Origin of the sequence: Pseudomonas cannabina (assembly GCF_900100365.1) — a bacterium.
Lineage (GTDB): Bacteria > Pseudomonadota > Gammaproteobacteria > Pseudomonadales > Pseudomonadaceae > Aquipseudomonas > Aquipseudomonas cannabina.
Genome location: NZ_FNKU01000001.1, coordinates 3,664,791 through 3,677,202 on the forward strand (window position 1 = coordinate 3,664,791; position 12,412 = coordinate 3,677,202).

The following is a 12,412-nucleotide window of genomic DNA, read 5'->3' on the forward strand; positions in this document are numbered from 1 at the left end:
TACGGTCAAACATGCAGCCGACCTGCCGGAGCATACGGCGTTGGGTCAATGATCGGCGCGCGATTCAACAGCAAGTCGGTGAGCAACTGGCATGACGCGGGGGCCAGCACCAGGCCGTTGCGGTAGTGACCGCAGTTGAGCCACAGTCCGTCGAAACCGGCGAGCGGGCCGATGAAGGGAATGCCCTCGGGAGAACCTGGGCGCAACCCTGCCCACTGGGCGATGGGTTCGGCGCTGGCCAGTTGAGGGAGCAATTCGATGGCCGACGCTTTCAGACTTTCCAGCGCTGCCTGCGTGGTGGTCTTGTCGAACCTTTCGTGTTCCAGCGTGCTGCCGATCAGGATGTGCCCGTCACGACGCGGGATCGCGTAGCGTCCTTTCGCCAGGACCATACTCGACAGAAAATCCGATGCGCACTTGTAGAGGATCATCTGCCCTTTCACCGGTTCGACTGGCAGGTCCAGACCGAGGGTCTTGAGCAGTTCGCCGCTCCAGGCGCCAGCGGTGAGAATTACCCGGTCACCGGTTATCACGCCTGATGACGTGTTCACGCCTGAAACCCTGTGGCCCTCACGCACAAAGCCGCTGACTTCGCACTGCTCGCGAATCTCGACAGTGGGCATCGCCAGCAACGCAGCCTTGAGCGATTTGACCAGCCGGGGGTTGCGCACATTGGCCACGTTGGCCATGTAGATCGCCCGAGCATACCCTTCACCCAGCGCCGGCACGGCGTCATGCACAGCCGAGATATCGACGCTGCTCAGTGACCGCTTCTCGCGGGCAGCCCACTCCAGCGCGGCGCTTTCATCATCAAGGTCGAGCCAGTACAGGCCGGTGGTATGAACTTCGGGGTCGACACCGGTTTGCGCATATAAACGCTCGCCAAGGTGCGGATAGAAGTCCTGCGACCAGTGCGCCAGCGCGGTGACCGCCGGGCTGTAGCGCCACGGGTAAAGCGGCGACACAATTCCGCCACCGGCCCAGGAAGACTCTTGCCCGACGTCGGAGCGATCAAGCACGACGACGTTGACCTGTTCAGAGGCGAGATTGAAGGCGGTCAGCAGACCGATTACTCCACCGCCGACGATGACTACTTTTTGCTTGGACATCTTGGTCTCAGAACCTTGGTCTCAGAACAAAGAAACGGCTTCAGCGGCCCCAACAGTCTTTGGCCGTGACGCCACCGGTGGTCCCAGTGTTGGTGCGCGCACCGGTGCTTGTAATCACGAAGCTGCCGCACTTGTCGCCCGCCATCATTGTGCCTGCGATGGGGTCTGCGGTCAGGGTGAAGTCAGTGGCGTTGAGGGCCGGAGTGATTTTGTAGTAGGTATTGCCAGCAGCCACACCTTTGTAAGCCGCGTAGCCTCCATTCTGCGAATAAAAACGCTCCAGCGCCTGCGTCTGCTCAGACAGCAGGCTGGCAATGGCCGAACGCTGCGTACGCTTCACATACTCGGTGTAGCTGGGGTACGCGACGGCGGCCAGAATACCGACAATCGCCACAACGATCATGAGTTCGATCAATGTAAAGCCCCTGGATATCGTTCGCATGATTCGTTTCCCTATTGGATTTGTCGCCACATGACGCGCTGGAAGGCAGTAGGCTCTCTGTAATTAAAGATATTTCCTTTGCTGTCCGTTATGTAGGTCACGGCATTGGAAGACGAAGAGACAACCGACGCCAGGCTTGGAATGCCCGCACCGAAACCGATGCCGGACACCAGCAGATCGCTGGCGTTGATTTCACCATCGCCGTTGGTGTCGATAAAGCGGTAAGTCAGCATCTTGCCCGTTGCCGGATCCAGCTGAAACGTGCGACCGGTGCCTGTGCTTTCACAAGGATCGGTGGAGGTTACCGCTGCTGTAGCGAACGCAATTCGCCCCCGGATGAATTGTGCAGGAAAGATGATTCGTTCACCTATCAAGGGGTCAACTGTAGAGAGCGGCAAATACCAGCCTTTCTTACTGGCCCAGTCCACGGTGTTCGACGAGGTGGTAGAAAAGGAGCCTCCCGTCGCATCGATGCTGGCGACAACTTGCTGAGCCTGCAAATTATTTTCCACAATGCCACCTACTCCGTTATCAGCATCCCAGATGGCATAGAAATCCTGTAACGCGTTGGTCTGCTTGTCGGCCGTCTCAAGAAACTTTCCGGTCCCAAAATAGATGATCTTTCCATTAAGCGGATGATCGAACATCACGGGCTGCACGGTAATCGGCTGGCCCGCACCTCGTGGCGCAGTGAACAGCGGCGAACCGTTGAAGGCCACCTTCCAGCCGCTGGGATCCGTCGAGCTCAGGTCAAACTTCCACATGCGCCCTTTCAAGTCGCCTGCGTAGGCTGCCTGCAGTACATTGCGCGAGTTCACGCGCAACTTTACCGAGGACAGCCCGTTGTCCGTTTCGCTACCGATAACTGGAGTCGGAATTTCAGCGATCACGGCTCCCGTCGAGGCATTCAGCACAAAAAGAGACGCCCTTCCGGTAAAGCTCCCGTAGCCATTACCGACCACAACGACGCCAACGCCGTTATCCATTCGGGCTGCCTCGGGCCTGGAATAGCTGTACCCCAGATTATTGAATCTGTTGTTGGTGTCAGAAGTGTCTGGCGCTTTGACTTCCCAGAGAGCGCCCACGCTATTGGTTGTGCCCTCGAACAGCCTGATAGCAAAGAACGCCTTGCCGCCTGCACCCAAGCCGCTCGCAGCGACGGTGCGCCATGTAGCGTTGCTGCCGTTCTGAGTATCGAATACCGCTATCTGCCCATCGACTGTAAATTTATGCACCGCCGTTCCGTAGTTGCTCGCGGCAATAGTCGCCAGCGAACTCAATGCCGTCGACGGCATATAGGCGTACGTGCGCTGGCCCGTCGCGGGCGTGATCACGTTAAAGAAACCGTCGTTGGCGTTGACCAGCAGGCTTGAGTTCATTTTGCTGGCTTTGGTAACCAGATAATCAGAATACGACGTGCCGGTGCCGTAATCGGTAGACGTTCTTTCCGACGGGCTGGTGACCACAAGATTGGTATTGATCAGGTCGCCCAGCAACCGCGTGCGAGTTCGTAACGCTGTATTTGCAGTGCCTTTGGCCCAGGCGATCATTTGCGTACCGTTTACGCCATTAGGCAGCGTCGCGGTGAAGGCAGTTTGCTGGGCAGGAGACAGGGCGGTGAAATTCAGCGCAATGGTCGCAGACGATAACGTGTTCCAGGTTTCGTAGGTCGGCGCGGGGGTAGAGTTCGCCAATATCGTTGTGTCCGTAGACCAGGCAACTGTACCCGCATCCCCGGTGACGGGGTCCACGTTGAAAGCATCGACAGTACCGTGCCAGTCCGTCGGGTCATACAGCGTCCGAAAAAAAAGTGTACCTGTGCTCAAATAAGGAGAACTTGCTGACGCACCGCCGCCCGATCCAGTCCTGGCATAAATATCACTTAACGCAAGGTTCAGCGCGGTGTTCAAACCGGCACTGTCGTTGGTCTGGAAATACTTGCCATGCCCATGATTATCGTCTGCTGTATCAATCAGCATTTGGTTCGCCGCTGTGAAACCAATGGTGTACGTACTCAGGTTTTGCTTGGTGAAACCCGCGTTATCCCAACTTTTCCGGGTCAGATCACCGCCCGCATTAACGGCGTCTCTACGCAAGTCAATGTCATAGGCGAACTTGGCCAGATCGTCCAGATACAGCCTGTCGCCTTCGCCATCACCAAAAAGGTCATTACCGTCGTTGGCCGCATTGAGATCCCAGTTGGGTAGCGAGCGGGTGGTATCCAGAACATCGTCAGGGTCGTTGGTCGGAAAGGTCCGATCGTAGGTCGGCAAGCCATCAGTGACCACAACGCCGTAGTTTTTCTGGCAACGGTATTGAATCGGACTCACATAATTAGAACCGCCTTGATAGAACGGTGCAATGCCACGGAAATAGCGCGTGATCTCATAGTAGGTTTCAGCCAGGGGGGTGTTGGCTGTCGGGTTCAGATTGGCAATGGCCTGCCTCAGGGCGTTGATATTGGCAGTGGCCTGCGCCTGAGTAACGCCGTTGGGCTGGTATACGGTCGCGGCCACCGGTGACAGGTCGGTGACCACTCTTGCGATCCTGCCGCCAGGGCCGAGGTCGACGTTATTCGGCTCGTTGAACGTGGCGAGTCCGATCCTGAGCGACGTGTTGTTGGTCACCAGCGTGGTCGCTACAGTTTTCGCGACATTCATGCGGAAATCGTTAGGGATGACACCGTTGAGGTAACTGCGAACTCCGAAGAAATTGGGCCCGACCTGATCGATCAAGTAAGACAGGTAATTGGCCGTGTAGCGCGTCAGCCCGCCTCCAGCAGGATCCGGCAAGGCAAGGCAAAACTGAATGTTATCGCGAAACACCGGACGGCCGCCAAACGGGCACCGCAACGACAACGTGATGATATTGGTACCGTTTATATCGCCCAGCGATAGCGTTTCATCCCCCGAGATGGTGCTCACGAATGGGCAAAATACAGTTATCAGACCGCTTAAGCACTGCGTTGAAAAGTAACTGATATCCGACCGTTTAATCGTTGGATCAAACCCCGACGCCCAGATGATGTTGTACATGCTCCCGGAGTTGTCCACGAGCAACATCAAATTGGGCGGTACTGCCGATGCACTGAGCAGTGGCGCCTGCGCGGGAGTGAATGCATACACCGGCGTCGTCAGGTACAGCGCCAATAATGCGCCGTAGAAATACCTGAACAGCCGCTTAGCAGTTGACATACATACTCTCCAGCACTGTGCGCGGGGCGGTCTGACTGGAAACGGGAGCAACGGCTGTAATCCGATAAAGCGTCACGGTACTTGTACCTGAACAGACGGAAGGCAGCTTGATCGGCGTTATCGTATTGCCCAGATTCTGAATAGCGTATACGCCCCCTCCCTCTACCGCCACCCAGGTTACACCGGCACTGCCTGGGCCTTTGCCTTGTACCGCATTGAAGTCGGTAGGTGGCGCGCAATTGACCAGGGAATTACACACTTCCATTGAGAAGCCAACGTTTTTGATTGCGGACTCACCGATACGCAACGCCGCTTCAGCCATCTGGAAGGATTGGTTACGAACCATGACTCTGCCCGCCATCTTTTCCTGCAACGTGGCGTTTTGCATCGACGAAATACCCAGCAGCGTCAACAGCAGCAGAAACACCAGACTCACCAGCAACACCATGCCGCGCTGCTTTGCGGGAAAGGTCCGGGTCATATTAAGGCGCACGGTCTTGTTCATGTTTGGCCCGTTCAAAAGCGGTTACGCAAGTAGGCGACGACACTGTACCGCTGGTCCTGAACGCGCCCGTCCGGATCCCGTAGCGTCAAGAGGATGCGAACACTGCGTATATCGCCAGAGTTGGCGGTGGTAATGGTCTGGGTGTACGTCATCGGGTTGCCCGCCATACCAAAAAAGAGCTCAAGCCCGGACACGTTCTGCAGCAGCGGTTCAGACTTCCCTGCCGTGGTGGCCTGAATATTCAAGGCTGTGCCATTCAGTGTGTAAACCAGTTGCCGCAAAGGAAAAGCGGTTTGCCCGGCAGCCGGGGCCCGCGTGCCGGCGTATAACTGAGTGGTCATTTTGCAATCCGAAATGACTGTCCAGGTCGGCGACCCTCCAGTGGTGCCGATATCTGCGGTTACCAGCGTCAGTCTATTGTTCGCGTTATCCCAGAGGATCGGATTATCCAGTGCCGCTGCGGGCCAGGTGATTGCTGGCGAAACGGGCATATAGTCTTTGAAACTCAGGCAGCCATACATCCCGGTCATCCTGATTTCCTGCACCAGCTTGCTCAACAGAAAACGGGCATCTTCCTGCATGCGCGCGGCAGCGTTCTGGCTCTGAAATGTGCATCTGGAGGCGGTGAAAATCTGGATGATACCCAAGCTCACGACCAGCCCCAGTACCAGCGCCACCATGATTTCAACCAGCCCGAAGCCTCTGGAAAATTTGTTCATGGGGTGAGCCCGATGCGCGAGGCCAGAACGAAGCTCCGGGGTGGCGGAGTGCCCGTCGCGCCTCCTGTTGCCTGATTGCTCGCACCGGCGGCGCGGGTGTCGCTCCAGCCAATGGTAATGGTCACTAACGTAAAATCGCTGATCACAATGCTGGCCGTGCCGCTGGCGCCTGCAAAATTAGTGATATTGGTCTTGAAATCAAACAGATCCTGCACCCTGGCATCGTTCAGGTTGGCAGCTTGCGCGGCATCCAGATTCGCCAACGCATAGGACGCCAGCACATTCTTGGTACCGTTGGCACTCGCATTGCCATCAACATTGGCGCGTATGCGGTCCATCATGTCGTAGGCAATGAAGCTGGCCTGGCTGCTCATGGTCGAGCTGTCGGTGTATTTGAGCGCGTTGAGCTGAATGGCGGCGGCTCCCAGCAAGCCAATGGCAAGGATCAAGACCGAGACCAGTACCTCGATCAGGGTCATGCCGGTCTGGCGATGTCGGGTTCTATACAGCATCAGCAGCTTCCACCAAGGACGATCCGTCCGGTCAGACAGATATTGACGGTTTTGGTCGTGCTGCCCCGGGTGTAGGTCATGATGACCGCCGAAGCCGGGGCAATAAGTCCCCCAAGGTTGTTGAAATCAAGTGCTGCTGCATTAGGGGCCGTCACCAACGCTGCCCCGCTGCTCATTGCAGCCACAGTACGAAGTGCTTTCTTGTTGGCATCAGAAGCAAGATACACCTGCAACTCACTGGTCCATGCCGTCCCGCTGGTCGGCGCAATGCGCACCGTCACTCCCCTGTTTATCGCCTCAAGTCGTGCATAGTTGAGCGCGCGCTGCAAATCGCTGACTTCGGTATCGGCCTTGTTGCTCTGGATGGAACTGGTGAAATTCGGGATAGCGATAGCCGCCAGGATACCCACCAGGGACACAGTGACTAACAATTCGATGAGGCTGAATCCCTTGGCTATATGACGCATTGAGTGTCTCCTAGACGTTACGACTATAAGGCAGCAACGCCGCAGGAAAATCCATAGCGTGACGTACGGTTGTTTTGCGACGACGAACGCCCGCAGGGTTCTGAAACGGCGTTTTCCAGGGAGGAAAGCAGATGAAGCATGCAGGGTTCACACTGGTCGAATTACTCATCGTGGTTGCACTGATCGCCATTCTCGCCAACATCGCCACACCTTCTTTCAAGGAACTCATCGAATCCAATCGGGGACTCGCGACGGCTCAAGAGCTGGCCAGTGGCATCCGTTCAGCCAGAGTCGCCGCGATCACGCGCAATCAGATCGTGACGATCCATGCCATCGAGCAAGACTGGAGCAATGGCTGGCGGATCATACTCGACGCAGATGGCAAAGGGCCGGATGAAAACGATACGTTATTGATAGAACGCGCGAATGGCGGCAAGACACGCGTGGTCGGCAACCAGAAAGTTGCAGGGCACCTGAGCTTCAACGGTCTGGGCAACTTGCGCAACAGAACCAATGGCACGCTGCACGTATGTGCCAGCGATCAGCCGGCCAGCAACTACCGGGTGATCGTCGCGCCGGCTGGACGGGTCAGGATCGAAGACACAAAACAGGAAGCAGCCCTGTGTGGCTGAGCGGGATCAGAGCAGCGACTTGACCCGCAGCTCCTTGGGCATCGAGAACGTGATGTTCTCTTCACGGCCCGCCAGTTCATCTGCGCCAGTCGCACCCCAGGCGTGCAATTGCTGGATGACACCCCGCACCAGCACTTCCGGAGCCGATGCACCCGCGGTGATGCCGATATGCTGCACGCCGTCGAACCAGCTTTGCTGCATGTCCTCGGCACCATCGATCAGGTACGCCGGGGTGGCCATGCGTTCAGCCAGCTCGCGCAGGCGGTTGGAGTTGGAGCTGTTCGGGCTGCCCACCACCAGCACCACGTCGCACTCGTCGGCCAGTTGCTTGACGGCGTCCTGACGGTTTTGCGTGGCGTAGCAGATGTCGTCTTTGCGCGGCCCGCCAATCGCCGGGAAACGCTGGCGCAAGGCATCGATAACACGGCTGGTGTCGTCCATCGACAGCGTGGTCTGGGTCACGAACGCCAGCGAGTCCGGGTTGCGCACCTGCAGCGTCGCCACGTCGTCTTCATCCTCGACCAGATAGATCGCGCCGCCATTGGCGGCGTCATACTGGCCCATGGTGCCTTCGACTTCCGGGTGACCGGCGTGGCCGATCAGGATGCACTCGCGACCATCACGGCTGTAGCGGGCGACCTCGATATGCACTTTGGTGACCAGCGGGCAGGTGGCATCGAAGACTTTCAGGCCACGACCGGCAGCCTCGGTGCGCACGGCCTGGGAAACGCCGTGGGCACTGAAAATAACGATGACGTCGTCAGGCACCTGGTCCAGCTCTTCGACGAAGATCGCGCCGCGAGAGCGCAGGTCTTCGACGACAAATTTGTTGTGTACCACTTCATGTCGCACGTAGATCGGCGGACCAAACACTTCCAGAGCGCGATTGACGATTTCGATCGCGCGGTCCACACCGGCACAAAAGCCGCGGGGGTTGGCGAGTTTGATTTGCATGCTGTGCCTCATGTGTGGAGCAGCCCGGCCGAAGCCGGGCTTGATGGCGGAGATCAGGAAGCCAGAATCGCCTTCACGTCGAAGATTTCCACTTCGAAGCTCAGGGTCTTGCCCGCCAGCGGGTGGTTGAAGTCGATGGTGACCTGCTCGTCATCGAATGCTTTCACCACGCCGGGTAACTCGGTGTTGGCCGCGTCATTGAAGATCACCAGCAACCCTTCGGACAGTTCCATACCCACGAACTGCGAGCGTGGCATGATCTGCACGTTTTGTGGGTTGGGCTGACCAAAGGCGTTTTCCGGCGGAATCTGTACGGTTTTTCTGTCACCCGCCTTGAAACCGAAAATCGCCGCTTCGAAGCCGGGCAGCAGATTGCCGTCGCCGACCTTGAACGTGGCCGGAGCCTTTTCGAAGGTGCTGTCGACGGTGTCACCGTTTTCCAGACGCAGGGCAAAGTGCAAAGTGACCTGGGTGTTCTGGCTTATGCGCAGTTCGCCTGCCGAGCCTTGGGTCGACGTCTGTTCAGTCATTGACGGTCTCTCCGGTTTTCTTGCTCTTGAACATGTCCAGCGCCAGCATGATCGCGCCGACGGTGATTGCACTGTCGGCGACGTTAAAGGCCGGGAAGTACCAGCGGTTCTGCCAGTGGACCAGAATGAAGTCGATCACATGCCCCAACACCACGCGGTCGTACAGGTTGCCCAGCGCGCCGCCCAGCACCAGCGCCAGCGCGATGGCCAGCCAGGTGTCATCGCGACCAAGACGCTTGAGCCAGACCACCAGCACCGCACTGACCACAATCGCGATCAGGGCGAACAGCCAACGCTGCCATCCGGCACCGTCCGCCAGAAAACTGAAGGCTGCCCCAGTGTTGTAAGCCAGGGTCCAACTGAAGTAGTCCGGGATCACGATAATCTGCTGATAGAGGCTCAGCGAGTTCTCGAAGTAATACTTGCTGACCTGGTCGACAACCACAATCAGCACGGTCAACCACAGCCAGGCAAGACGGCCGAACGAGGCGTTAGGCAACGATGTGTCAGGCATAGTGACGCACCTCGCCCGCACCGCTGATGTTGTCTACGCAACGGCCGCAGATTTCCGGATGCTCAGGGTTCACGCCGACATCCTCGCGGTGATGCCAGCAACGGGCACACTTGGCGTGGCTAGACTTGACCACTTCCAGCTTCAGACCCGCGACTTCGGTGACCACCGCATCCGCCGGAGCCGATACGAACGGTGCCACGCTGGCGGTCGAGGTGATCAACACGAAGCGCAGCTCGTTGCTCAGTTTCGACAGATCAGCGACCAGCGAATCTTCTGCGTACAGGGTCACTTCGGCCTGCAGATTGCCACCGATGGCCTTGGCCGCGCGCAGGTTTTCCATTTCCTTGTTGACCGAGGTCTTCACCGCCATGATCCGCTCCCAGTAAGCGCGGTCCATGTCGAAGTCGGCCGGCATTTCGCTCAGGCCGTCGTACCAGGTGTTGAGCATCACCGATTCGTTGCGCTCGCCCGGCAGGAACTGCCACAGCTCGTCGGCGGTGAACGCCAGGATCGGCGCGATCCAGCGCACCAGCGCTTCGGAGATATGGAACAGCGCGGTCTGGCAGGAGCGACGCGCGGTGCTGTCGGCAGCCGTGGTGTATTGGCGATCCTTGATGATGTCCAGATAGAAGCCACCCAGCTCCTGCACGCAGAAGTTGTGGATCTTCGAATACACATTCCAGAAGCGGTATTCGCCGTAATGCTCTTGCAGCTCGCGTTGTAATAGCAGCGTGCGGTCCACGGCCCAGCGATCCAGCGCGAGCATTTCTTCGGCTGGCAGGATGTCGGTCGCCGGGTTGAAGCCCGACAGGTTCGAGAGCAGGAAGCGTGCAGTGTTGCGGATACGACGATAGGCATCGGCGCTGCGCTGCAGGATCTGATCGGAAACTGCCATTTCGCCCGAATAGTCAGTCGCCGAGACCCACAGGCGCATGATGTCCGCGCCCAGCGAATCGTTGACCTTCTGCGGCGCGACCACGTTGTTCAGCGATTTGGACATCTTGCGGCCGTTCTCGTCGACCACAAAGCCGTGGGTCAGCAGTTCGCGATACGGTGCGTGGTCGTCCAACATGCAGCCGGTCAGCAGTGACGAGTGGAACCAGCCGCGGTGCTGGTCGGAACCTTCCAGGTACAGGTCGGCACGCGGGCCGGTGTCGTGGCCCATCGGGTGCGAGCCGCGCAATACGTGCCAGTGCGTGGTGCCGGAGTCGAACCAGACGTCCAGTGTGTCGGAGATCTTGTCGTACTTGGCAGCCTCGTCACCCAGCAATTCGCTGGCGTCCAGCTTGAACCAGGCTTCAATGCCCTCTTTCTCGACACGCAGAGCCACTTCTTCCATCAGCTCGACGGTGCGTGGGTGCAGGTCGCCGCTTTCCTTGTGCAGGAAGAACGGAATCGGCACGCCCCAGTTGCGTTGACGCGAGATGCACCAGTCCGGGCGGTTGGCGATCATCGAATGCAGGCGCGCCTGGCCCCAGGCCGGTACGAACTCGGTGTCTTCGATGGCCTTGACCGCGCGCTTGCGCAGGGTTTCGCCGCTTTCAGGCTGCTTGTCCATGCCGACGAACCACTGCGCGGTGGCGCGGTAGATCAAGGGCGACTTGTGGCGCCAGCAATGCATGTAGCTGTGGCTGATGGTTTCGGTGTCCATCAGGCTGCCGACTTCGACCAGCTTGTCGATGATGTTCTGGTTGGCCTTGAAGATGAACTGGCCACCGAAGAACTCCAGCGACTCGACATACACGCCGTTGCTCTGCACCGGGCTGATGATGTCGTCGTTGCTCAGGCCGTATTGCTTGCAGATTGTGAAGTCGTCCACGCCATAGGCAGGCGAGCAGTGAACAATACCGGTGCCCGCACCCAGCTCGACGTATTCGGCCAGGTAGATCGGCGACAGGCGATCGTAGAACGGATGGCGGAAATTGATCAGTTCCAGCGCCTGACCGGTGGTGGTCGCAACGACCGTGCCTTCCAGTTTGTAACGGGCCAGACAGCTTTCAACCAGCTCGGAGGCCAGCACCAGCAGTTTGTCGCCGACATCAACCAGCGAGTATTCGAACTCGGGATGGACGTTCAGCGCCTGGTTGGCGGGGATAGTCCACGGCGTGGTGGTCCAGATGACGATGGACGCAGGCTTGCCCAGCGACGGCAGACCGAAGGCTGCGGCCAGCTTCGCCTCGTCGGCAATCGGGAACGCCACATCGATGGTCGAGGATTTCTTGTCCTGGTATTCGACTTCAGCTTCAGCCAATGCCGAACCGCAATCGAAGCACCAGTTGACCGGCTTCAGACCCTTGAAGACGAAACCGCCCTTGACCATTTCGGCCAGCGCACGGATTTCTCCGGCTTCATTGGCGAAGTTCATGGTCAGGTACGGATTGCTCCAGTCGCCCAGCACACCCAGACGGATGAACTCAGACTTCTGGCCTTCGATTTGCTCGGCCGCATAGGCGCGGCACAGCTCGCGCGTGCGATCGGCGGAGAGGTTCTTGCCGTGGGTCACTTCGACCTTGTGCTCGATCGGCAGACCATGGCAGTCCCATCCCGGCACATAAGGGGCATCAAAGCCCGCCAGGGTCTTGGAACGCAGGATCATGTCCTTGAGAATCTTGTTGACCGCATGACCGATGTGAATAGTGCCGTTGGCATACGGAGGACCGTCGTGCAGGACGAACTTGGGACGATCCTTGCCAATCTCGCGCAGCTTCTGGTACAGGCCAATGCTGTCCCAGCGCTGCAGAGTTTGCGGCTCGCGCTGGGGCAGGCCGGCCTTCATAGGGAAGGCGGTGTCCGGAAGGTTTAGCGTGGCTTTATAATCAGTCATTTCAGGCTCT

At 58.2% G+C, this 12,412-nt stretch carries 12 protein-coding genes; 1 reads left to right on the forward strand and 11 read right to left on the reverse strand.

Going from position 1 to position 12,412, the window contains the following annotated elements:
* Positions 1-5 precede the first annotated feature (5 nt).
* The 7 genes from thiO to BLT55_RS17260 are packed head-to-tail and all read right to left on the reverse strand — an operon-like array spanning position 6 to position 6,948.
* Complete coding sequence (thiO, locus tag BLT55_RS17230; RefSeq protein WP_054998706.1) at positions 6-1,109, reverse strand: glycine oxidase ThiO; 1,104 nt, start codon at positions 1,107-1,109, stop codon at positions 6-8.
* 40 nt (positions 1,110-1,149) lie between these two features.
* Entirely contained in the window at positions 1,150-1,551 is a 402-nt protein-coding gene (locus tag BLT55_RS17235) for a type IV pilin protein (protein ID WP_054998707.1), read from the reverse strand.
* Between the two features lie 11 nt (positions 1,552-1,562).
* On the reverse strand, positions 1,563-4,745 hold the full coding sequence (locus tag BLT55_RS17240) for a pilus assembly protein (RefSeq protein WP_054998708.1): 3,183 nt from the start codon (positions 4,743-4,745) through the stop codon (positions 1,563-1,565).
* Positions 4,732-5,250 (reverse strand): pilus assembly PilX family protein, encoded by a 519-nt coding sequence (locus tag BLT55_RS17245; protein ID WP_054998709.1) that lies wholly within the window; start codon positions 5,248-5,250, stop codon positions 4,732-4,734. Before BLT55_RS17245 ends, BLT55_RS17240 begins: the two co-directional genes overlap by 14 nt.
* An 11-nt stretch (positions 5,251-5,261) precedes the next feature.
* The gene (locus BLT55_RS17250; protein ID WP_054998710.1) at positions 5,262-5,969 is read right to left on the reverse strand and encodes a PilW family protein; all 708 of its coding nucleotides are present in this window, start codon (positions 5,967-5,969) and stop codon (positions 5,262-5,264) included.
* Positions 5,966-6,481 carry a type IV pilus modification protein PilV gene (pilV, locus tag BLT55_RS17255; protein ID WP_054998711.1) on the reverse strand — a complete coding sequence of 172 codons (516 nt, stop codon included), beginning with the start codon at positions 6,479-6,481 and terminating at the stop codon, positions 5,966-5,968. The genes BLT55_RS17250 and pilV overlap by 4 nt, the downstream gene beginning before the upstream one ends.
* The gene (locus BLT55_RS17260) at positions 6,481-6,948 is read right to left on the reverse strand and encodes a GspH/FimT family pseudopilin (protein WP_007253462.1); all 468 of its coding nucleotides are present in this window, start codon (positions 6,946-6,948) and stop codon (positions 6,481-6,483) included. The genes pilV and BLT55_RS17260 overlap by 1 nt, the downstream gene beginning before the upstream one ends.
* A 131-nt stretch (positions 6,949-7,079) precedes the next feature.
* On the opposite strand from BLT55_RS17260, the gene BLT55_RS17265 reads away from it, so the two are divergent.
* Positions 7,080-7,580: a GspH/FimT family pseudopilin gene (locus BLT55_RS17265; protein WP_054998712.1), complete on the forward strand. Its 501-nt coding sequence runs from the start codon at positions 7,080-7,082 to the stop codon at positions 7,578-7,580.
* A gap of 6 nt (positions 7,581-7,586) precedes the next feature.
* On the opposite strand, the gene ispH is transcribed toward BLT55_RS17265, so the two are convergent.
* The 4 genes from ispH to ileS are packed head-to-tail and all read right to left on the reverse strand — an operon-like array spanning position 7,587 to position 12,402.
* Positions 7,587-8,534, reverse strand: a complete 948-nt coding sequence (ispH, locus tag BLT55_RS17270) for a 4-hydroxy-3-methylbut-2-enyl diphosphate reductase (protein ID WP_007252426.1) — start codon at positions 8,532-8,534, stop codon at positions 7,587-7,589.
* A gap of 53 nt (positions 8,535-8,587) precedes the next feature.
* Positions 8,588-9,064 (reverse strand): FKBP-type peptidyl-prolyl cis-trans isomerase, encoded by a 477-nt coding sequence (locus BLT55_RS17275; protein ID WP_054998713.1) that lies wholly within the window; start codon positions 9,062-9,064, stop codon positions 8,588-8,590.
* A complete protein-coding gene (lspA, locus tag BLT55_RS17280) occupies positions 9,057-9,578 on the reverse strand; it encodes a signal peptidase II (RefSeq protein WP_042914119.1) in 522 nt (173 codons plus the stop codon). The genes BLT55_RS17275 and lspA overlap by 8 nt, the downstream gene beginning before the upstream one ends.
* The gene (gene ileS, locus BLT55_RS17285) at positions 9,571-12,402 is read right to left on the reverse strand and encodes an isoleucine--tRNA ligase (RefSeq protein WP_054998714.1); all 2,832 of its coding nucleotides are present in this window, start codon (positions 12,400-12,402) and stop codon (positions 9,571-9,573) included. Before ileS ends, lspA begins: the two co-directional genes overlap by 8 nt.
* Between the last annotated feature and the right edge of the window lie 10 nt (positions 12,403-12,412).

Coding starts and splice junctions, on each gene's coding strand:
- BLT55_RS17275 (WP_054998713.1), bottom strand. CDS start 9,064: ATGACTGAACAGACGTCGACCCAAGGCTCGGCAGGCGAACTGCGCATA.
- BLT55_RS17240 (WP_054998708.1), bottom strand. CDS start 4,745: ATGTCAACTGCTAAGCGGCTGTTCAGGTATTTCTACGGCGCATTATTG.
- lspA (WP_042914119.1), bottom strand. CDS start 9,578: ATGCCTGACACATCGTTGCCTAACGCCTCGTTCGGCCGTCTTGCCTGG.
- BLT55_RS17260 (WP_007253462.1), bottom strand. CDS start 6,948: ATGCGTCATATAGCCAAGGGATTCAGCCTCATCGAATTGTTAGTCACT.
- ispH (WP_007252426.1), bottom strand. CDS start 8,534: ATGCAAATCAAACTCGCCAACCCCCGCGGCTTTTGTGCCGGTGTGGAC.
- ileS (WP_054998714.1), bottom strand. CDS start 12,402: ATGACTGATTATAAAGCCACGCTAAACCTTCCGGACACCGCCTTCCCT.
- BLT55_RS17245 (WP_054998709.1), bottom strand. CDS start 5,250: ATGAACAAGACCGTGCGCCTTAATATGACCCGGACCTTTCCCGCAAAG.
- BLT55_RS17265 (WP_054998712.1), top strand. CDS start 7,080: ATGAAGCATGCAGGGTTCACACTGGTCGAATTACTCATCGTGGTTGCA.
- BLT55_RS17235 (WP_054998707.1), bottom strand. CDS start 1,551: ATGCGAACGATATCCAGGGGCTTTACATTGATCGAACTCATGATCGTT.
- pilV (WP_054998711.1), bottom strand. CDS start 6,481: ATGCTGTATAGAACCCGACATCGCCAGACCGGCATGACCCTGATCGAG.
- BLT55_RS17250 (WP_054998710.1), bottom strand. CDS start 5,969: ATGAACAAATTTTCCAGAGGCTTCGGGCTGGTTGAAATCATGGTGGCG.
- thiO (WP_054998706.1), bottom strand. CDS start 1,109: ATGTCCAAGCAAAAAGTAGTCATCGTCGGCGGTGGAGTAATCGGTCTG.